General features: G+C 52.6%; 24 protein-coding genes. 16 read left to right on the top strand and 8 right to left on the bottom strand.

Annotated features, from left to right (window positions below; all coding sequences use genetic code 11):
- Positions 1-10 precede the first annotated feature (10 nt).
- Positions 11-1,498 (top strand): hypothetical protein, encoded by a 1,488-nt coding sequence (locus tag JNO48_04395; GenBank protein QTE69145.1) that lies wholly within the window; start codon positions 11-13, stop codon positions 1,496-1,498.
- Positions 1,499-1,598: 100 nt separating this feature from the next.
- On the top strand, positions 1,599-2,708 hold the full coding sequence (locus JNO48_04390) for a hypothetical protein (protein QTE69144.1): 1,110 nt from the start codon (positions 1,599-1,601) through the stop codon (positions 2,706-2,708).
- A gap of 37 nt (positions 2,709-2,745) precedes the next feature.
- Here the strand turns inward: JNO48_04390 and JNO48_04385 are convergent, their stop codons facing one another.
- Positions 2,746-3,420: a hypothetical protein gene (locus tag JNO48_04385; GenBank protein QTE69143.1), complete on the bottom strand. Its 675-nt coding sequence runs from the start codon at positions 3,418-3,420 to the stop codon at positions 2,746-2,748.
- Positions 3,421-3,665: 245 nt separating this feature from the next.
- Between JNO48_04385 and JNO48_04380 the strand changes: the two genes are divergently transcribed.
- The 6 genes from JNO48_04380 to JNO48_04355 all read left to right on the top strand — a co-directional run bounded on the left by JNO48_04380 (position 3,666) and on the right by JNO48_04355 (position 8,040).
- Positions 3,666-4,415, top strand: coding sequence for an esterase family protein (locus tag JNO48_04380; protein ID QTE69142.1), 750 nt, complete (start codon positions 3,666-3,668; stop codon positions 4,413-4,415).
- A 33-nt stretch (positions 4,416-4,448) separates the two neighbouring features.
- The gene (locus JNO48_04375; protein ID QTE69141.1) at positions 4,449-5,633 is read left to right on the top strand and encodes a carbamoylphosphate synthase large subunit; all 1,185 of its coding nucleotides are present in this window, start codon (positions 4,449-4,451) and stop codon (positions 5,631-5,633) included.
- 43 nt (positions 5,634-5,676) lie between these two features.
- Positions 5,677-6,054: a RidA family protein gene (locus tag JNO48_04370; GenBank protein ID QTE69140.1), complete on the top strand. Its 378-nt coding sequence runs from the start codon at positions 5,677-5,679 to the stop codon at positions 6,052-6,054.
- Positions 6,055-6,108: 54 nt separating this feature from the next.
- Positions 6,109-7,074, top strand: a complete 966-nt coding sequence (locus JNO48_04365; GenBank protein ID QTE69139.1) for a beta-mannosidase — start codon at positions 6,109-6,111, stop codon at positions 7,072-7,074.
- 174 nt (positions 7,075-7,248) lie between these two features.
- Positions 7,249-7,569, top strand: a complete 321-nt coding sequence (locus tag JNO48_04360) for an antibiotic biosynthesis monooxygenase (GenBank protein QTE69138.1) — start codon at positions 7,249-7,251, stop codon at positions 7,567-7,569.
- Positions 7,570-7,677: 108 nt separating this feature from the next.
- Positions 7,678-8,040, top strand: a complete 363-nt coding sequence (locus JNO48_04355) for an inorganic pyrophosphatase (GenBank protein QTE69137.1) — start codon at positions 7,678-7,680, stop codon at positions 8,038-8,040.
- A gap of 575 nt (positions 8,041-8,615) precedes the next feature.
- Here the strand turns inward: JNO48_04355 and JNO48_04350 are convergent.
- Positions 8,616-9,026 carry an HIT domain-containing protein gene (locus JNO48_04350; GenBank protein ID QTE69136.1) on the bottom strand — a complete coding sequence of 137 codons (411 nt, stop codon included), beginning with the start codon at positions 9,024-9,026 and terminating at the stop codon, positions 8,616-8,618.
- 183 nt (positions 9,027-9,209) lie between these two features.
- Positions 9,210-9,731, bottom strand: a complete 522-nt coding sequence (locus JNO48_04345) for a DUF4256 domain-containing protein (protein QTE69678.1) — start codon at positions 9,729-9,731, stop codon at positions 9,210-9,212.
- Between the two features lie 438 nt (positions 9,732-10,169).
- Here JNO48_04345 and JNO48_04340 point away from each other — a divergent pair, with 438 nt between their 5' ends.
- Genes JNO48_04340 through JNO48_04325 form a run of 4 tightly spaced genes read left to right on the top strand, consistent with a single transcriptional unit; the run spans position 10,170 to position 12,608 of the window.
- Positions 10,170-10,418, top strand: a complete 249-nt coding sequence (locus JNO48_04340; protein ID QTE69135.1) for a hypothetical protein — start codon at positions 10,170-10,172, stop codon at positions 10,416-10,418.
- 3 nt (positions 10,419-10,421) lie between these two features.
- Positions 10,422-10,799 carry a hypothetical protein gene (locus JNO48_04335; protein QTE69134.1) on the top strand — a complete coding sequence of 126 codons (378 nt, stop codon included), beginning with the start codon at positions 10,422-10,424 and terminating at the stop codon, positions 10,797-10,799.
- A gap of 1 nt (position 10,800) precedes the next feature.
- Positions 10,801-11,949: an endo-1,4-beta-xylanase gene (locus tag JNO48_04330; protein ID QTE69133.1), complete on the top strand. Its 1,149-nt coding sequence runs from the start codon at positions 10,801-10,803 to the stop codon at positions 11,947-11,949.
- Between the two features lie 5 nt (positions 11,950-11,954).
- Entirely contained in the window at positions 11,955-12,608 is a 654-nt protein-coding gene (locus JNO48_04325; protein ID QTE69132.1) for a GNAT family N-acetyltransferase, read from the top strand.
- Between the two features lie 259 nt (positions 12,609-12,867).
- On the opposite strand, the gene JNO48_04320 is transcribed toward JNO48_04325, so the two are convergent.
- The 3 genes from JNO48_04320 to JNO48_04310 form a co-directional block, all read right to left on the bottom strand.
- Positions 12,868-13,422: a GNAT family N-acetyltransferase gene (locus tag JNO48_04320; protein ID QTE69131.1), complete on the bottom strand. Its 555-nt coding sequence runs from the start codon at positions 13,420-13,422 to the stop codon at positions 12,868-12,870.
- Between the two features lie 230 nt (positions 13,423-13,652).
- A complete protein-coding gene (locus JNO48_04315) occupies positions 13,653-14,636 on the bottom strand; it encodes a hypothetical protein (protein QTE69130.1) in 984 nt (327 codons plus the stop codon).
- Positions 14,637-14,667: 31 nt separating this feature from the next.
- Positions 14,668-15,330 carry a hypothetical protein gene (locus JNO48_04310; protein QTE69129.1) on the bottom strand — a complete coding sequence of 221 codons (663 nt, stop codon included), beginning with the start codon at positions 15,328-15,330 and terminating at the stop codon, positions 14,668-14,670.
- Between the two features lie 268 nt (positions 15,331-15,598).
- On the opposite strand from JNO48_04310, the gene JNO48_04305 reads away from it, so the two are divergent.
- From JNO48_04305 to JNO48_04290, 4 genes are all read left to right on the top strand, one after another.
- Positions 15,599-15,934 carry a hypothetical protein gene (locus JNO48_04305; protein ID QTE69128.1) on the top strand — a complete coding sequence of 112 codons (336 nt, stop codon included), beginning with the start codon at positions 15,599-15,601 and terminating at the stop codon, positions 15,932-15,934.
- A gap of 1 nt (position 15,935) precedes the next feature.
- Complete coding sequence (locus tag JNO48_04300; protein QTE69127.1) at positions 15,936-16,142, top strand: helix-turn-helix transcriptional regulator; 207 nt, start codon at positions 15,936-15,938, stop codon at positions 16,140-16,142.
- A gap of 10 nt (positions 16,143-16,152) precedes the next feature.
- Complete coding sequence (locus JNO48_04295; GenBank protein QTE69126.1) at positions 16,153-16,407, top strand: sugar ABC transporter permease; 255 nt, start codon at positions 16,153-16,155, stop codon at positions 16,405-16,407.
- A gap of 105 nt (positions 16,408-16,512) precedes the next feature.
- A complete protein-coding gene (locus tag JNO48_04290) occupies positions 16,513-18,066 on the top strand; it encodes an endo-1,4-beta-xylanase (GenBank protein QTE69125.1) in 1,554 nt (517 codons plus the stop codon).
- A gap of 427 nt (positions 18,067-18,493) precedes the next feature.
- Here the strand turns inward: JNO48_04290 and JNO48_04285 are convergent, their stop codons facing one another.
- Both JNO48_04285 and JNO48_04280 read right to left on the bottom strand, forming a co-directional pair.
- Complete coding sequence (locus JNO48_04285) at positions 18,494-19,426, bottom strand: sugar phosphate isomerase/epimerase (GenBank protein QTE69124.1); 933 nt, start codon at positions 19,424-19,426, stop codon at positions 18,494-18,496.
- Positions 19,427-19,483: 57 nt separating this feature from the next.
- Complete coding sequence (locus tag JNO48_04280) at positions 19,484-20,791, bottom strand: alpha-glucosidase/alpha-galactosidase (GenBank protein ID QTE69123.1); 1,308 nt, start codon at positions 20,789-20,791, stop codon at positions 19,484-19,486.
- Positions 20,792-20,926: the final 135 nt, after the last annotated feature.

The raw sequence follows: 20,926 nt of genomic DNA, 5'->3' as shown, positions 1-20,926 counted from the left end.
GAGGATGCAGATGAACGGTATGAAAAAGGCACGCGCCTGCATGATGGGCAGAATTGCCCTGGCCTGCCTGATTTCTGCCGGCGTCCTCCTGATCTGCTCGAAAAATTCTCCGCTGTACCCGATGAATGACTGGGTGGACGTAAACTGCTTCTTCACGGTCGGACGGGGGATGCGGCACGGGCTGACGCCGTACCTGGACCTGTATGAACAGAAAGGGCCGCTTCTGTACGCGGTTTTCGCACTGGCAGCATGGATCTCCGAAACCAGTTTCCTGGGCGTTTTCCTGATTGAAGCGGCATGCTTTGCCGCGTTCCTCTACTTCAGCGGGAGAACCGCGGAAGTCCTGTCCGGGAATTCGTTCGCCTACGGCCTGACAGCTGCCGGACTGGGAATCGGAATCCCCCTTTCCCCGGCGTTTTCCCATGGCGGCAGCGCGGAGGAACTGTTCCTGCCGGTGTTTGCCGTCTCCCTGTATATTGTGCTGAAGGCCATGCATGAGCGGAGGCCGCTGACAGCATGGCAGACCGTTCTGCTGGGCGCCTGTGCGGCCGCGGCGCTCTGGACCAAATATACGTTCTGCGGCCTGTATGCCGGGCTGGGGATTGCTGTTCTGGTATGGGACTGCGCGGATTGCCGCGGAAGGAACCTGATCCGGATGGCGGGCTGCGCCCTGGCGGGGGCCGCGCTGCTTACGGTGGCGGTTTTGGCGAGATATGCACTGGCCGGCGCGCTGCCCGCACTGTGGCAGGTGTACTTCGTGGATAACCTTACCCAATATTCGCAGAACATCCGCGGCGGAATCTATCCGATGCCGCTGCCGAACCTGCTGAACAACCTGACCTGGTCCATCCCCAGCGCGCTGGGCCTGATCTGGCTGTTCGCATCAGCCCGGAAGCGGTGGCGGGAAGCCATGGCCTGCGCGGCCGGTGCCGTGCTCCTGTTCATATTCACCTACGCGAGCGGGCGGAGGTATCCGTATTACGCAATTGTCATGGCCGCCTTCGGCATGCCGGGATTTGCCGCATTGTTCGCGCTGATCCCGGAGAGCGTGAGCGGGACGCGCCTGTTCCGCAGGACCGCGGCGGTGCTGACCGCGGTGCTGATCGCACTGTGTCCCCTGGCAGCCCGGGCATGGAGCCGGAATGTGTACCTGCTGGGCACAGAGAAGAATGAAATGCCGCCTTACCGGTTTGCGGAGATAATCCGGCAGTCGGATGATCCGACGCTGTTGAATTACGGATTCCTGGACGGCGGGTTTTACTATGCGGCGGAATCCCTGCCGGTGACACGGTTCTTCTGCACGATCAACAATGACCTGCCGGAAATGCAGGAGGAATTCCGGACCGCGATTTCCGGGGGAAAAACCGGATTTGTGATCACCCGGCAGCAGAAGCTGAAGGATCCCGGTCCGTATCAGCTGGCGGATGAAGCGGAGATGTTCTTTGAAGGCCGGAACTGGACCTATTACCTGTATCAGAAAGAGCCGGCTCCTGACTGAGCCGGCTGATCAGCAGCTTGACTGCCGCAATATGTTCTATATATAATTTTATAAAAGATTTACCGGCCGCTCCGGCTGGCGGATATCACGGAGAGGTAATATGAGTATCATCAGGAAACTGGCAGTTTTGCTCTTTTGCATGATCTTCCTGTGCGGCGTTTTCGTTTCCGGGGGTTCTGAGACGGTACAGGGGAACGCGGATTCCGGGGACCTGATTTACCTGTACGGCGAAAACCACTACCATCCCGGCTGCATGGAAAAAGAGCTTTCCGCATGGGAAAAACTGTACGAAAGCGGAGCGCGGCACCTTTTTATTGAATACAGTTATGCATTCGGCCAGATGCTCAACGCCTGGATGCAGGCGGATGATGATGAGATGCTCCGGTGGCTGTGGTCCGACGGGGAAGACGACCTGGAGTTCTCCCCGGTGGAAGCCCTGCTGCTGTTTGATTTTTTCAAGGCCGTCAAACAGCACTGCCCGGAAACGGTTTTCCACGGAACGGATATCGAACATGATTATGAAACTTCCGGCGCGGAATACCTGGCTGAACTGGAAGCGGCCGGAAAGCAGGATTCAGAGGAATACGCCCGGACATCCCTGACATGCGAACAGGGGAGGCAGGCCCACATGAACGGGGAAACCGATGAAGGATACCGTTACCGGGAGACCTGCCTGACTGAAAACTTCATCTATGAGCTGGAACGGCTTGAACCGCAGACTGTGATGGGAATCTATGGATTTACCCATGTGGAAGGCAGTGTCACGGAACACCAGAAATCCCTGACCGGTGACGCCAACATGGCGGCCCGGCTGGCGGAACGTTACGGCAGCCGGATGGTATGTACGTGCCTTTCACTTGCCGGAAACTCCTCCCGCACCGCAGATCCTGTGGGCTCGCTGACCGTCAACGGAAAAACATATGAAACATTCTTTGTCGGGGAACATGATTACAGCATGTGGGCAATTCCATACCGGTTTGTTTCATACTGGCGGCTCAGGGATTCCTGGGCGGATTTTGAAGGGGTTCCTGAAGCCGGGACACTGAATCCGCTGCTGCCGGCCTGCGACCGGAAGCTGTTCGGCATCAACAGCGTATACTGTGCCGAATGCACCGCATGGGACGGCAATGTGGAACGGTACTTTTTCCGTACCGGTTCCGGGGAAATGTACCGCTATGTGATTCCATATCTTGATGTAAAAGAAGAATAAAGCCGGGAAAAACGGAACGGGCTGTCCCTGAAGATCCTTACGGATCCTGACGGGACAGCCCGTTTTTGGTCTGTTCGCTGATCAGCTGCAATGCCTGGTCCGGGGTTTCCGGGATTCCCGCCAGGGATATGCCGCGCAGATCCCGCGCGGATGCCCAGGGAACGGACTGCAGGCCATCCGGAAACTGAATGGACAGAATTCCGTCACCGAATTCCAGGCGCAGCGGCCCGTCCGGGAAAAACGCGCGGACAAGGTTCCATTCGCCGGAGGCGGAACGCAGGAATTCATACTGCCGGATCACCCGGGATTTATCCTCCCCGGTTCCGTTCTGCGTGATCATCAGGACCGGCCGGATGACCGGCTGGTCGTCGATTATTTCCTTTTCGCGATCTGAAAACAGGATCCGGACGGTGCCTTCCCCCTGCGGAACGGAATCGGCGGTCTGAAATTCCTGGGTCCAGGTTCCGTTTTGCAGGGTGTGGCACAGCAGGCGGTTAACCCTGTCCGGGGTGCGGATGAGGACAAACCAGGTGCTGCCGGGTGTATCCCAGTATGCGGTGCCGATGATTTCGATACCGCCGAACTGCGCACGGATATCTGTGGGAAGCTGGGCGGAGGCCTCTGCCGCCGGAAACCCACACAGGAGCAGGGCCAGCACCAGCAGGAGGACTGACCGGATTTGCCTGATTGGAAAAATGCGCATCGGATTCATGATCGGCTTCCTTTTCAGATATTCATGGCAGGGCAGCCTGCCGGCTTTTTTCCATCATACCATAAAACCGCCGTGTCGGTACAGGGCAGGGTTTTTGAGCCACCTCCGGACGCTTGCTTCCCTGGCGGAGGAGTGCCGGAACTACCCGGCCGGCAGCTGGGATATGTATATGATCTGAGACATTGACCGGAGCCTCTCCGCGTGGCATAATACCCGTGTCTTTGGCGGCAGAAAGGAAGATGGGTATGAACCGGGAGGAAATCACGCATTACAGCCGGTGCCTGAACCGTGAAATGCATATTATGATTTACGGCCAGGGCGGAATTCCGTTTCTCTCATTTCCGACACAGGATTCCATGTGCCATAACTATGAGGATTTCGGGATGATCCACCAGCTGGCGGATTTTATCGAGAACAACCGGATCCAGCTGTTTGTGGTGGATACCGTGGACAGGGAAAGCTGGTCGCCGAAGGGGTGGGACAACGACTTCCGCGCCGCGCGGCAGGAACAGTATTTCCACTATATTACGGACGAAGTGATCCCGCTGATCCATGAGCGGAATCCGCGGACACCGGCAGTGACCGGATTTTCGATGGGCGCAGACCACGCCGTGATTACCTTCCTGCGCCGCCCGGACCTGTTCCGGGGTATGATTGCGCTGTCCGGTGTTTATGATGCCGGGTATTTCTTTGACGGATGGATGAATCCGACCCTGTATGACAATTCACCGGAGCAGTTTCTGCCCAATATGCCTGCGGACCATCCATGGATCCAGATGTACAACGAGCGGAAGATGATCCTGTGCTGCGGGCAGGGTGCGTGGGAAGAGGACGGCGTACGCACGCTGAAAAACCTCGAACATATCTTCCGGGAGAAAGACATCCACGCGTGGTGCGATTTCTGGGGGAATGACGTGAACCATGACTGGCCCTGGTGGTTCCGGCAGATGCGGTATTTCCTGCCGTTTCTCCTGGATTTCCCGTGGAATGACTGAACGAACAGGACCGGACAGACAGGGAGTGATTCCATGAATTTTGTTTTTATCTCGCCGCATTTTCCGCATACCTACTGGCAGTTCTGCGACCGGCTGCACCGGAACGGCGTGAATGTGCTGGGCATCGGGGACGCGCCGTACGACGGGCTGGAAGCCCCGCTGAAGGCGGCACTGACCGAATACTACCGGGTGGACAGCCTGGAGGATTACGACCAGGTATACCGTGCCGTCGCGTTCTTCGCCTTCCGGTACGGAAAGATCGACTGGATTGAATCCATGAACGAATACTGGCTGGAACAGGATGCACGGCTGCGGACCGATTTCAACGTCACCACCGGGATCCGGTCCGACCGGATCCGGTTCATCAAGGAAAAATCCCTGATGAAACAGCTGTTCCTGGACGCCGGGATTCCCACAGCACGCCAGCATGTGGTTTCCACGGTGGAAGCGGGGCTCGCGTTTGCGGAGACGGTGGGGTATCCCCTGATCGTGAAGCCGAATATCGGTGTCGGCGCAACGGACACCTGGAAACTGCACAACGACGCGGAACTCCGGGAATTCTACGGGCATCTCCCGAAGGTTCCCTATGTGATGGAGGAGTTTATCGAAGGGGATATCTGCTCCTATGACGCCATCCTGGATTCCCGGTGCGAGCCGCTGTTTGAAAGCATGACCTGGTGGCCGCCGGTGATGGATATTGTAAACAAGGACCTGGACCTGAAATATTACACCTGCCCGGAAGTGCCGGAGCAGCTACGGACGCTGGGACGGAAAACCGTGAAAGCGTTCGGCGTGGACCGGCGGTTTGTCCACCTGGAGTTCTTCCGCCTGACGAAAGGCCGGAAAGGACTCGGGAAGAAAGGCGACTTTGCGGCCCTGGAAGTGAACATGCGCCCGGCCGGCGGATATACCCCCGACATGATGGACTTTGCGCATTCCACGGACGTGTACCAGATTTACGCGAACATGGTGACCGGGGACACGCGCGGCCTGCCGGAAGCGGAGAAGCACTATTACTGCGTATATGCCAGCCGGAAGGACGGCCATTCCTACGCCCATACGCATGAGGAAATTATGGCGGCCTACGGCAGCCGGATGATGATGCAGGAGGAAATGCCGCCGATGAACTGGCCGCAGATGGGCCGGTATATGTATACGGCCCGGCTGGAGACATTTGAGGAGGCCCAGGCTTTCATTGATTTTGTGCAGGGAGCCTGACGGCCCGGAAAAGCAGACAGACGAACAGGGAGGGAAACCAATCATGGCGAACAGAATCATCAGCACCCAGAAAGCACCCGCGGCGATCGGGCCGTATTCCCAGGCCATCATGGCCGGCAATATGCTTTTTACCTCCGGCCAGCTGGGCCTGGAACCGGAGACCGGTATCCTGCCGGAAGGAATTGAGGCCCAGGCAAAACAGTCCCTGCAGAATATCCGGGCCATCCTGGAGGAAGCGGGATTGCAGAAAACCGACGTGATCAAAACGGTGGTATACCTGAAGAACATGTCCGATTTTGCGGCAGTGAACGCGATCTACGCCGATTTCTTCGGCGATCACAAGCCCGCCCGGTCCTGCGTGGAAGTCGCAGGACTGCCGAAGGGCGGACTGGTTGAGATTGAAGTGGTCGCGGCAAAGTAACGCATGACCGGTAAATAAAAAACGGAACCTGGATTCCGGAAAGCGTAAATCCCGATGGAATACTGTAAAACCCCCGCCAACCTGAACGCGCTGCCCTGCGTGCACCGGGTGATGGAATACCTGGCCGGCCTTGCCGGAAAGGGCATCCTGACCGGGCAGCATACCCAGACGATGGAGCAGGAAGAACTGCACCATATCGAAAAGATCACCGGCAGGCAGCCCGCCCTGCTGGGATTTGAGCTGCTCGCATACTCGCCCAACATCAATTACCTGGAGACGGATGAGGCGTGCATGACGGAGGTGCAGAACAATTACGGCACCCTGAAACGCGCGTGGGAGTGGGCGGAGCAGAAGGGCCTGATCACCTTTACCTGGCATTGGTTTTCCCCGCTGGGCGGACATGGGAAATCCTTCTTTACGGAGAACACGGGTTTTGACGCGGACTGGGCGCTGGCGGAAGGAACGCCGGAAAACCGGGCCCTTATTTCCGACATGGATACCATGGCCGGAATCCTGCGGCCGTTCTGCGACCGGCAGGTGCCGATCCTGTGGCGGCCGTTCCATGAGAGCGAAGGCAAATGGTTCTGGTGGGGAAGCAAAGGCCCGGAAACCGCCGCCCGGCTGTACCGGATGATGTATGAACGGTTTACCGGGGTCCACGGGCTGAACAACCTGATCTGGGTGTGGAATTCCCCGCTGCCGGAAGGCTATCCCGGGGACGACGTGGTGGACATTATCTCAAGGGACACGTATCCGCCGGCACACAGCCACACAAACCACCATGATAAATGGGAGGAACTGCGGAAAATCACTCCTGCGGAAAAGATTACCCTGATCGGGGAGATCGGGTCGCTGCCGGACATCTCCGCCGTGGAACAGGACAAAACCGGCTGGGTCAGCTTTATGGCCTGGTCCGGAATATTCTGCCTGCGGGAAGATTTTACGGATTTTCCGACCCTGAAGGCTGTCTACAGCCATCCCTACGCGGTAACCAAAGACCGGCTGCCGGTACTGTACTGAAATCAACCGCATCATTCCTGCATCCGCAGCAAACAGCAAAAACAATGACCCGCGGGGAAATCCCGCGGGTCATTGATCATCTGCCCGGAATCAGTTACAATAAAAGAAACAAGAATGTGAATACAGAGGAAACTGAACAGCAGGCTCCGCGCCGACCTGAATCCGGAGGGAAATATGATTACACTGAACCTTTACTATACGGGAAAACCCGGGGCAGCCAAAGCCTTTGCGGAAGAAATGGAAGCGTCCGGCACCGCGGCGCAGATCCGGCAGGAGCCGGGCAATCTACGGTACGAGTATTTCCAGCCTGTGAATGACCCGGACACAATCCTGCTGGTGGATTCCTGGACCGACCAAGCCGCAATTGATATCCACCACGCGACGCCCATGATGGCCGCGATCGCCGCGCTGAGGGAGAAATACGATCTCCACATGCATGCGGAAAGATACATATCGGAAGATCTCGGAACGGACGGGAAGTTTATCCGGAAGTAAAGAAAACAATTTCTGTTTTTAGGAAGACGATAATGGGAATCTCATTCAGACATTATCTTTTGAGTTATATGATTATCGATAATTCGGATTTTCGCGGAGGAAAACAAGGTGAATGATTATAATGAGGATTTTTGGAATGCGTTAGATGAGTTGGTGAACACATCCGAAATTGTAATCGACAGACCAAAAGGATCTGCCCATCCAAGATTTCCGGATTTCATATATCGCGTTGACTACGGTTACCTGAGAGATACTTCCTCTATGGATGGAGCAGGAATTGACGTATGGGTCGGCAGCGGTAAGAAAACAGTTGATGCCATCATGTGCATTGTCGATTTGATGAAGCGAGACTCTGAGATCAAGATACTGATTGGCTGTACAGAAGAGGAAAAAATGGAAGTATATAAAACCCATAATGAAACGCAGTATATGAAAGGCGTTTTGATACGTCGCCAAATTCAAGTCTGTTGAGAATGCCCTTGACAAGACAAAGAAGAATGAACACCTCTGATCGTAAACACCCCCTGAACACCCTTGAACACCCCCGTGTTCATCTTCGTGAACACCCCTTTGAACACCCCTGAACACCCCTCCGGTGAACACCCCAAAAAAATGAAAAAAGCCCATATTTCAAGGGCTACAGAAGAGTGTCCACTCATCTGGATTCGTTTGACAACTCGTACGCCTGGGCGGAGCACATCGTTCACATCGATGGGGTCGTTGGTTCGAGTCCAACTGTCACCACCACACATCCGGTAGGCGTTCAAGATCAACGCCTACCGGATTTTTTGCGTACCCCTCAAGGGTACGCACTTTTCGAAGCCAGGAGTACGCACTTTTTTTGTCAGAGGGGTACGCAAAAGGGTACGCAGATCACCTGAAAACTGCGTACCCTTGTAGGCGACTCGTTCACATCAACCAATGACCGTTAGCCCGTATAACTTCCGATTTTGCGTGCCAAGGTATCCTGATAAACGGGAATTTGTCATTCAAAGGGAAATGAACAGGGAAGAAAATGCTTTTCTTTCCAGTCATCCTTGAATATATCAGATCATTTTCAGCCTTTCATGCATAACGCGCACATCTTCCTTAGCCCCTGTTGGCGTAGGCCATTCTCCTGGATTGCCCAGTCGATCCCCGATTTTTCTCGGGATTATGTGTACATGAAAATGAGGGAGTGATTGGCTCACGGGACTGTTGGCTGACATGATGTCGGCTCCGTCGTAACCGCAGTCTTCAATCAGGTGTTTACTGACCTTCTGTGCCATGAACCAAACCTTACAAGCCACATTCTCGGGACAATCGGTCACATATCGATAGTGCTTCTTGGGTATAACAAGAATATGTCCGTCATAATCATTCGAGATGTCCATGAATGCGAGAGCCTCGTCATCTTCACAGATCCTGAGTCCCTGTATCTCGCCGGAACCTATTTTGCAAAACACACAGTCTTCCATATTTGCCTTTCCACCCATAACTTGATATTGCGTTCCGTAACAGCAAATCGATGATTGCAAAAGCCAAATCCCGATTTGCAAGCCTGTAAAACAAACATCAGCCAGATCGGATACTCTCTCCGGATAGCCGCCCGTAAGCCAAGACAGGGTCCATGATTCTGATTTCCCCTTCCTGTCCGGTATTCAGATAAGAAGATACCCTCTGAATCCACGCACTGAATAGTAGGAATCTGCCCCGTTGTGAAAAGTGAACACAGTATTGTAGCGCCGTTCGCAGAACAGCGCACCGCCTTGGCCGCGGATATCATCCGGCGTAGCGATCCAGCTTGACGTTTTTAGATCAAATGAACCAAGACTCTGCAGTCTGCGATAGAGTTCCTCCGTCATCATCGAAACGCCGATCTCTTTCGCTTTTCGTTCGGCGCTACCGGACGGCGGATTTTTGGCGCGCCCTTGCAAAGCCTTTTCGTCATAACACAGGCTTCTGCGCCCGGCGGGCGATTCCTTTGCGCAGTCACAGAAAATGAGTTTTCCTGTCTCTGCGTCATAGCCGATGGTGTCCGGCTCACCGCCGCTTTCTTCCATCCTTTGCAAAACCGCGATGGCAGCGGGAACCTCGCGTAGCCGACGCTCCACCTCGGACCATTCCAAATCCGGATGCAGTTCCTTATGCTCTGAAAATCTCGTTTTAAGTATTGCCAGCATCATGTTCACCTTCGCAAATCCCGGTTTGTCGATAGTCGTTTATCTCAAAAGATATTTTGGCAAGCCCATATTGGCTACCGATCCCAATTTTAACATATCCTCTGTATTTTTGGCAGAAAATTTTCGCCGCTGGCATTCATCAACAGAAGAACGCCAGCGGCATAGCCATCATAATTTATATACACGGTGGCATGGTTCAGTCGGCAGGACGTATTGGTCGAGTCTGCAACAAAGCTGATTTCTGATGGTTGCGTTACCGGCATAACCGAAAGTCTTCTCTTTATGATACTGTAATGATTTCCCAAAGAAGCCGGCATTCTGTTCCATCATCAGAATCAGTTTTAAGCTATGGCTTCATTGCCTGTCAATTGACAAACGGCACTTTTTTCTGTATTATTGGGTGGGATATCCCACAACATTATTTGTGGAGGAATAAGTATGGAATCAGCAATCCGGGAATATGACGCCAAGCTGGATTCAAAAAAGAGGCTGACCCTGAGGGAAGCCGGATATGAGTACTATCATGTTTCCGTGCTTCCGGATCAGAGGATCGTGTTGGAGCCGCGGGTACTGACAACTCCTTTTGAAGTATCCGCCAATACGCTGAAGATGATGGACAGCTCTGTTGACAACATGAAAAAGGGGAAAGTTTCACCCGCCCTTGATCTGTCCGAATTTGAGGAGTAAAAGATGTTTGAGATTCATCTTGGTATTCCTGAAATGGAAGAACTGTGGAACAGGCTGGAAAACAGGCATCAGAATGGTTCCGCCACGAAAGCAGAAGAAAAACTGCGCAGGCAAATGGGAAAAACGATGGCGCTGTTATCCGGAAATCCCAGGCATCCCGGGCTCCACTCGCATGAGATTACCTCACTGACGGCCCGGTATGGCCAAAGGGTCTGGGAATCCTATCTGGAGAACGATACGCCGAAAGCCGGCAGGATCTTCTGGTGCTATGGCCCGGATAAAGGCAGCATCACGATCATCGGCCTGGAGCCACATCCGGATGACAAAACCAACAGTTATAAAAAGATTACACTGTCAGCCATGGGAAAAGAGGTACCATGATATGAAAATGTTCGGAAGCGGCATCAGTTATCTGACCGTTGATCTGATCGGGATCTGGAAATCCAGCGACGAGGATGATTTCGCAGAAAAGAGGGACAGATATCTGGCTGCTGAAAATCCGCCGGATGCATCCTATTACCGTCAGCTGGACTATATCAGGATGGAGAAGATCATCCGGTTTATTGACCGGTACCTGGACAGCGTGACGCCTGAGAACGAAATGAAGATGGAGATCTACTTCAATCAGGATCAGCCGGCGTTTATCGATGATAAAGTCAATACGCATCTTTTCAACTTTTCATATGCTGACAAGGTCTATGCGTTTGCGCAGGAAAAAGGTCTGAATATCAGGATTCATACGATTATCTGGTACTGGCATGTTCCCAGGCAGTTAACGGAATATCTGGAAAGCAGAAACGCAGAAGACAGGAAAAGGCTGACGTTTTTGTTTATCAAAACCTATATGCAGTGTCTGAAGGAGCGGTACCCGGACGCGTACAGTGTGGAACTGATCAATGAGATTGCGGCAGATCCTGATGAAATCAGAATCCTCCGGGAAGAAGGAAAGCCCGTATATGATGTGGATGACGAGGGCGTCCGAATTGACGACTGGTATAAATTGTTAGGAAAGGACTATTATGTTGAGATCTTCCGCCTGGCTCGGGAAGTGTTTGGGGATCAGATCAAGCTGTTCTATAATGATAACAATGAGGGAAACAGGGAAAAACATATCATTTTCAAAAAAGTGATTAGCCGGATCAAAGCGTATGAGCAGGAACACGGAGTCAGGCTGATCGACGGATTCGGAATGCAGTGCCATTTCTGGGGATCTGAAAATGAAACCCGGCAATATATAGAGGAAATGTTCGACCATTGCAAACGCCTGGGCGTGGAACTGCAGATTACGGAATTTGACGTAAGCAACCACAGTACGAAAATGATTCAGGAATCTATTTTCACCAGTTTCCCGGAGGTCGCAAAACAAAACGGTATTGAGGTTTTTACAACATGGGGGCTGAACGACATTGTTTCATGGCTCCATGGAGAGGAAGCGTCTCTGGTGGATTCTAACTGTGATCTGAAGTCCTTTGCTATGAAATATATTGAAGCCTTTTCCGGGAAATACGACCGCGAAAAAGGCGCGGAGTGAAAATAATGATGATTGAGACGGCAAGGTTGATCGTCCGTACGTTCCGTGAGGAAGAGACTGAGGCGCTGTACAGGATCAAAACTGATCCACAGGTGATGGAATTCTGCCCGGATTTTCTGGATGTTGATGCAGGACCAGCTGATATGCAGGGGTATATCCGCGCCTTCCGAAAGATTGAGGAAGACGGCGACACTGATGCATGGCGATGCTATGCCATTGAAAACAAGGGAACCGGCGAAGTCATGGGGGCTCTTTCTTTCTGCAAGCAGAATATGCTCCATGAGTATGACCTTGGTTGGATGATGATCGGCACCTATACCGGAAAGGGTTATGCATCCGAAGCTGCAGAGGCATTTGCTGAGGATTTCTGCCGGGCACACGGAGTTGATTATCTGACTGTGGTCATGGACACAGACAATCCGGCATCCCGCAGAACAGCGGAGAAGAGCGGATTCCGGCTTTTTGAAAAGAGAACTGTCTATGATTATCACTATAACCGGTACTGCGATGATTATTACTATTTTCGCAGATATTGGTCTGGCTGTACTCTGAAAGACCGGTATTATGGTGATTCGCCGTATTACGGACGGTCAACGTCCGATGCGAGCGAAGAATCATGCGGACGGTCTGCAGATCATCTGAATGGATCCAGTGCATGACCCCCCCCTGAACACCCTTGAACACCCCCGTGTTCATCTTCGTGAACACCCCTTTGAACACCCCTCCGGTGAACACCCCCAAAAATGAAAAAAGCCCATATTTCAAGGGCTACGGAAGAGTGTCCACTCATCTGGATTCGTTTGACAACTCGTACGCCTGGGCAGAGCACATCGTTCACATCGACGGGGGAAAGAATCCGATGACCGCCAGTGGCGGTAATTTCATCGGATTTTTTCTCAAACTCCGAAAAACTGGAATTCATCTGACGATTGCAAGCATCACCACATCATGAAATTCACGCCCGAAAGGATAATGATGCAGCAAGCCTTCCCTGAGATATCCATTCTTTTCCAATACGCGAATTGATGCTTGATTCTCTATCCTGACAAGGCCTTGTATTCTCGCAAGTCCCAGCTCATCCAAGCCGAACCTGGTCACCCTTTCTACGGCCTCTGTGGCAATCTCACGGCCCCAAAAATCACTTGATAGGTGATACGAAATCTCAGCTGCTGTTTTCTTTACAAAGCCTCCCAAATCAATACGACCAACCACCCGATTGCTTTCTTTGTCCCTTATACACCAGGTAAAAACAATCTTCCTTTTCAACAGCCGATCGTTTATATTCCTCAGCCAATTGCTGATATGCGGCTCTTTGTCAAAAACCGGAACTCCTCCTCCAAGATATTCTTGTACTTTAGGATCTCGCAATATGTCAAAATAAGCGTCCATATCTTCTCTTGTAAATGCAGTTAATCGCAACCGCTCTGTTTCCAACTCAGGAATCGATTCAAAATACGAATTGAAGTCTTTCATCTCTGCCTCCAATGAAACGGAACATCAAAATATATCTTCCGATTTTGCTTTTCATTAAGGGACCATTATCCTTCCGTCCATATTGATGGAAGCATAAGCCGTGGATCAAAAGACAAATCATCCACGGATATAAGCCAGCCGTAATACGATTGGTCTCCTACGGGGATCTCGCATGTTACCATCAGGCATCCAAGCATTTCCGCATAATTTCAAGTACTTACTGTTTTGTTTTATATCCTGTCTGCCACATGCTCCGCAAGCTCCACGTTCCGTTCCTCACTTGCTTTTAACTCTTCCAGCACATGAACAATCTCCGGATAACACGTCTTATCCACCGGTTCAAACAGGGAATTCCATCCTTCGGTTCCTCCGCCGAGTATCTCAAACATTAACCTGCGGTATAACTCAACTGTCGTCCGGAACGACTCTGTCAGCTTCTCCAGTAATTCATTCGTCTGACCCTTTTGCTGCTCCTCCAGATACAGTAATAATGCTTCCTTTCTTTCATAAAAAATCCCGATGCAATACTTAAAACCAAAGGAATCCAATCGATCCTCCCGTATTGCTTTCACAATTGTTTCATACACTGCCAAACCGTATGATCGTCCATTATCACAGATTGCTTTCATCCCCTGTACATACAGACGAAGCGCCTCCGCATAAGCCTGATTCCAATCTGCCTCTTGTGCGGCTTCCGGAATTTCGCAATATAACACCGGGGCCCATTCAAAGGTTTTCCCCAGATTATTGTATAAAACCGGCATGCTGGCATTCACATTCCGACTCCCGATTCCTTTCGAAAAGAACACCTTGTCCTCATCGTCGTAACCGTAAATCACGCCAAACTCACCTGTATCGATGCCCCATACTACGCAGGCTTTGCCATCCTCGATACTTTTTTTGATTGCCGTAATCGCTTCCTTCTGCTTTACGGAATACTCCTCTGCACCCGGTGCGGCATAGTACTTCTTCGTCCGTACACCGATTCGCTCCGTAAAACGAGCATGTTCCTCCATCCAGTCATAATCCGTAATCGGCAGCGCACTGCAATTTTCATCCACACAAAACTGCGATGCAATGCCCGTTACATTTAAGAACCTCTGAAAAGTGTACTCCTTATTCCACATTCCACAGTGCTCCAGTACACTCATCATACTGACCGCATAAGTGTTCCACGCAGAAAACACCTCAATGTCCAGCTTCTTTTTTGCCATAGCAAACCCCTCCTTTTTCTTTCTGACCCTATTATCCCACAGGAGGTATGACATATAATGTCATAGCAATTTTAAAATTCCGGAAAGCCTTTCTTTCATATACTCTCTTAACCAATTTGGTTTTATAATACGAAAATCCAAACCGCCGGCAATCAATACGCTGATAAAAAACATCCGGATCGAAAAACGCATAGGTATAGGTGTGACCTTCCGCCTTCCCACAAAGAAAATATTCCAGCGGTGCTGCCGATGCTCTTCCGCCCAGCATCTCAATTTCCGCAAAGTACGGTTCTCTTGTCATGGCGCTTTCATCCTCGACATTTCCCGGCTCTGCAGATATCTTAGACAAAATCTCAGCCTGTCCCTCATACTTTCCGTACCCAAAGGAACTTAATTCCTTACTCTGCTTTGCCAGCAGCCGTACTGTCTCCTTCTCACTTTCCGACAGAAAGAAACTCGGCAACACATACTCTTTCTCATACCGATATCCTCGTTTCCGCGCACAATACAGAAGCGGCGCGTTCATGGAATCCCTCATATATTCAATATCCCGCTGTGCCTGCCTGTTAGAAATCTCAAATTGTTCCGCCAGAGTTCCGGCATTCGGATATGCGTTCTCCACAACTCTATTGTGAAACCAAATCATTCTTTGATAAGCCGAAATAAGAACACCTCCCTTGTTGAATTTGTACATGCATCCCTAATCTTGCTATCATAAACACTTCCCCGGATTTCGATTTGTCATTCGTTCAGATCATTGAGTATTTTTCAGAAAGCCAATCAGGCTTTTCGGTTTCAATGATAGCATATCCCCGGGGTTTTTTCAGGTATATTTTTGCCGCTTCTTTTTCCCCCGGGAAACCTGGTTTAAAAACGGCCAATCCGGCAAAAAAGATGTTGACAAGTATACTTGGCAAATATATAATCAGACATGCCAAGAAAACTTGGCAAAGGAGGATGGCATGAATAAAGAGGAAATCCTGAAGATGAGCCGCGAGGAGAACGAAGGCCGGCGGGATGAATACGAAATGGCGGCAACGAGCACAGCGGCGAAAGCCGGCATGCTGGCCGGAGGGCTTGTATGTGTGGCGCTGGCGTTCATCGGGAAGTTCATCCTGAAGCTTCCTGAAATCAGCTTTGCCGGATGGATGGTGTATTTCGCCATGTACGCCGCCGGCAATTTCGTGATGTTCAGGAAGCTGGGGAACCGGCGCAATCTGTTCTGGGGGATTGTGACAGCGGCTGCTTCCATCGGCTTCTGCATTGCGTTGATCGTGACAAAGAGTGGGATGCGGTAAAGTGAACGAGAAGCTGATACTGAAAAACAACATCAAAGAACGGCGCGCTGAGAAAGGGCTGTCCCAGCAGCAGCTGGCGGACCTGGTGGGAGTATCCCGCAATACAATCAGCTCCATTGAGACGGGGCAGTTCAATCCCACCGCGAAACTGGCCCTGATTCTATGCATCGCCCTGGACCGTAAATTTGAAGAACTGTTTTACTTTTAAGGAGGTTTATATGGATAAGCAGACAGAAGGAACGGTCGTTTCCGTCAAAAAACAATGGTGGCTGAAGGTCAATACGAAGATGCTGCGGATGGGACCGCTGGACGGTGCGACATTTCCGCATATCGCGAAGGTGAAGTATTCCGTGGACGGGACTGAATACAGCAAGCTGGTCTGGATCAATGCGGGGCATCCGGTGCCCAAAGTGGGGGACACCGTGCACGTGAGGTACCGTTCGGACAAGCCGAAGAAGGCAAAGGTGCTGTGAGGAAAACAGGCGGCGGCCGGGGAAGAGCGGGTTGAAATCGGATGCTGTTCCGGGTAAAATGATGTCAGTATGAACCGGGAAAGCCCGGGGAAAGGACAAAACAAAATGAAGAAACTTGTGATTGCGCTGCTGGTACTGGTGATGCTGACCGCATGTATCGGTCCGGCAATGGCAGTTCAGTATTATTCTTCCAAATTCACCGCGGGAACGGACGGATGGTATGCCCGCGGAGCCCAGGCCATATACCGGACCACAGAGGGAACCCTGCGGACGGAGGGAAGAACCAGCGACTGGCATTCTCCCGGCCGGGATTTCGTGCTGGTAGATGGCTGCCTGTACAAGCTGAGCGTGGAAGTGTACCAGAACGAGGTGGACAGCGCCGCGTTCATGATTTCTGTCGCACACTCAAAGGATGGGAATGAGACATATGAGAACCCGGCCCGCGGCACCGTAAAGAAAGGCGAGTGGACAAAGATCGAGGGTACCTATACAGCCGGAGACTACGACCGCAGCGTGCTGTACGTCGAAACGACAGGCGCGCCGCAGCTGAGCTTTGAAATCAAAAACTTCATTGTGGACGCTCCGAACGGCATTCCGAAGCCGAAGCCCGCAGAACCTCCGATGGAAATCCCGGCGGTAGCTATCGAGGACATGCCCAGCATCCGGGAAGCGTATGAAGGAAAGTTCGACTTTGGTGTGGCGGTGCCGCAGCGCGCGTTTATGGATGCGAAGCTGAAGGCGCTGATGCAGACGCAGTTCAGCATCCTGACGCCGGAAAACGAGCTGAAGCCGGATTTCGTGCTGGACGTGCAGGCCAGCAAGAGCCTGGTGCGGAATACGGGTGATGAGACATCTGTTGCCGTCCATTTTGACTCGGCGAAGGGCGTGCTGAGCTTTGCCAAAGCGAACGGGATGAAGGTACACGGCCATGTGCTGGTATGGCACAGCCAGACGCCGGAGGAATTCTTCCATGAAGGATACGACCGGAGCAAGCCGCAGGTCAGCCGCGAGGTGATGCTCGGCCGGCTGGAAAACTACATCCGGGAAGTTCTGACAAAGACCGAAGAGATGTATCCGGGTGTGATTGTGAGCTGGGACGTGGTGAACGAGGCAATTGACGACGGGACCAACTGGCTGCGGAAAACATCCCCCTGGACCCGGACCATCGGCGAAGACCATGTGCTGCGCGCGTTTGAATTTGCCCGGAAGTATGCCCCGGAGGGCGTACTGCTGTACTACAACGATTACAACACGCCTGTTCCCGCGAAGCTGGCCGGAATCACGAAGCTGCTGAAGCAACTGATGGAGGAAGGCAACATTGACGGTTACGGATTCCAGATGCACTACAGCAACAATGATCCGTCCATCGAGCAGATTTCCAACGCGGTGAGCCAGATCGCCGACCTCGGGCTGAAGCTGCGCGTGAGCGAGCTGGACATTGGCGCAAGCATGTCGGAAAGCGGCCTCATGCAGCAGAAGGCGAGATTCAAGGAGATCATGCAGCTGATGCTGCAGTATGCGGACCAGACGGAAGCGGTGCAGGTGTGGGGCCTGACGGACGACATGAGTTGGCGGACCGGCCAGTACGCGCTGCTGTTTGACAACAACCGGAATCCGAAGCCCGCCTTCTACGGCGTACTGGAAGCGGTCCAGCCGTAAAACAAGGCACAATTGAAAATACTGCATCCGAACCGGATGCAGTATTTTTTTGTGAAAGAAGCTCCCTTCGAACCATATGAAAAAAGATTGAAGAAAGCCCGTGCAGGCGTTAAATACCTACAGTGCCGGCCTGACCGTAGCCACCAAGGAACTGCTGCGGATCGAAAAGGAAGGCGAAACCGCTGTAAAGGATTGGAAGAACTTCCTCACGGCCAGCTTCAACAATGTGACCCGGTTCGCCCAGGAATACCTGGTTGCTGAGGGAAAACACAGCAATTTTGAGCTGAACACCGCGATGACGAACGGAATGAAGGGAAAACGCGCTGCGCCATATCCGGGTGTTCCGCGGGTTCGCGTAAAACTTCTGATCCGGATCTGCCCCATATACGAAGCGGCGGGAAATGTGTTCATTTCCCGCCGCTTTGTGTTATCCGGCAGAAGAATCTTCACCGTCCATCCTGGACGCGAACAGGCGCCCGGTTTCTCCCAGCAGTTCCAGCAGCTTCGGAATGAGAGCAGGGTCGTGGGAGTCCATTTCGTTGAAGGTTTCAAAATTGAGGGTACCGCTGTAGCCGATCTCATGAAGGGCGCGGAGCACCGTTTCCCAGTCAGTGATTCCGTAGTAGGGAAAACGGTGGCTGTCGCTGACGCCGTCGTTGTCGTGCAGGTGCAGGGCAAGGAGCCGGTGTCCCAGGGTACGAATGGCTTTTTCCTGGTTCTTTCCCAGCAGGGCGGCATGACCGCTGTCATAGCAGAAGCCGAAAATTTCCTCCCCGGCGATGGCATTCAGCTCGTCGATGTACGCGCAGGCTTCGCCCATGTCGGCGCAGATGGCTTCGATGCGCTTTGCTTTCCAGGAGACAAACATATTCTCCAGCAGGATCTTTACGCCTGTGCGCTTCGCATCGGGAATCAGGGAAGAAAAGAGCCGGATATTGATCTCGTGTTCCGTGGCAGCATCCAGCCTGTTTTTATAATCCGTGAACGCGGGATGGATCACCAGGTAAGGACAGTCCAGGAAACTGCATGCATCCAGGCACATCCTGAAGGCCCGCATCAGATGGGCATTCATCTCCTCATCCAGGGGAACCCACGAGGGGAAGGGAGCATGCGCCTGCCCGAAACCAACGCCGTATTTCCGGCCCGCATCGCGGATGGGCCGGATCACCTCGTCCATAAACTGTTCCTCCGGCAGGGTAAATTCTCCCTCGATGATTCCCTTGCGGATGCTGCCGGACGAAATATAAATCAGGTCCAGGTCCACGCAGTCAAAGCCTGCCCGGCTGATCAGCCGCATGCCTTCATCGACGCCGCAGGGCTGGAAAATTCCGTCTGTCTGCACACTGATTCGCCTTTTCATGAAACGGCCTCCCGTTTGCGCTTTCTTTTTATCCCGGATATGGCGCTATGCTGAACATCAGTGATATTCCGGCAGCCAACCCCGGTGGGCTTCAATCAGGTCATCGCACATGGCGACGATATCGTCGATGGACAGTTCGCTCTGGCAATGGGGATCCATCATGGCAGCCTGGTAGATGTAATCCTTTTTCAGCGTAACGGCGGCCAGGATGGTAAGCAGCTGGACGTTGATGTTGGTGCGGTTCATGGCAGCGCACTGCTCGGGCAGGGCACCCACAAAGGCGGGAGTCACACCGGAAGCGTCAGCAAAGCAGGCGACCTCCACGCAGGCATCCTGGGGCAGGTTGGTGATCAGACCGGTATTGAGCACGTTGCCGCCGAATTTGTACGGTTCATTGATCTCCATCGCTTCCATGATCCGGCTGGCGTACTCATTGCTCCGGGTATGGGTCAGGTTCGGATTGCGGGTGAGTTCGTCTCGCTGCTTTTCCCAGCGGGCGATCTGGTTTTCACAGCGGCGGGGATATTCATCCAGGGGAATGTTGAACCGGTCAATCAGCTCCGGATACTTATCCTTGATGAAATAGGGCATATATTCCGAACTGTGTTCGCTGGATTCGGTCACATAATAGCCGAAGCGCTTCATGATTTCGAGCCGGACCATGTCATCGTGCTTTTCCGTGATGGCCGCGCAGCGACGCTTGATCTCGGGATACAGGTCCTCTCCGTTCTTGGTAACCTCCAGCAGCCAGGCTTGGTGGTTGATGCCCGCGATCTTCCACTGCACCCGGCTGTCATATTCCATTCCAACCCGTTCCATCAGCTTCGGGACGCAGTGCTGCACGCTGTGGCAAAGGCCGACCGTTTTGACGCCGGTAAACCGCTGCATCGCGCCGGTCAGCATGGCCATGGGGTTGGTGTAGTTGAGGAACCAGGCGTCAGAGCACACTTCTTCCATGTCCCTGGCAAAATCAAACATTACCGGGATCGTGCGCAGGGCCCGGAAGATGCCTCCGATCCCCAGGGTATCGCCGATGGTCTGGCGCAGGCCGTATTTTTTGGGGATTTCGAAATCAGTGACGGTACAGGGCTTGTAGAATCCCACCTGAATGGCGTTGACCACATAATTGGCTCCGCGCAGGGCGGCCCTGCGGTTCTCCACTCCGCACCAGGCTTCAATTTCAGCTTTGCCGCCCAGGTTGTTGTTGATGGCCGTCAGCATCATTTCAGATTCCTTCAGGCGCTGGGGATCGATATCATACAGGGAGATTACGCTGTCCTCCAGCGCCGGGGTGAGCATGCTGTCCCCCAGCACGTTCCTTGCGAACACGGTGGAACCTGCGCCCATAAATGTAATTTTCGGCATATCCAGATCCTCCTTTGAGACGAATCAAAATTCTCCGGGAAGGGAACGTTGAACAATTATTCGGCTCTGATCATATGGCATTCTCGCTTTGCAGGCAGTATATCATAGAAAATGACTTTTTACCAGAGAAATACA

It is taken from the genome of Clostridiales bacterium, assembly GCA_017569285.1.
Lineage (GTDB): Bacteria > Bacillota > Clostridia > Christensenellales > Aristaeellaceae > Aristaeella.
Note: the sequence above shows the minus strand (reverse complement) of the source record. Positions and strands in the feature narration are given on the sequence as shown.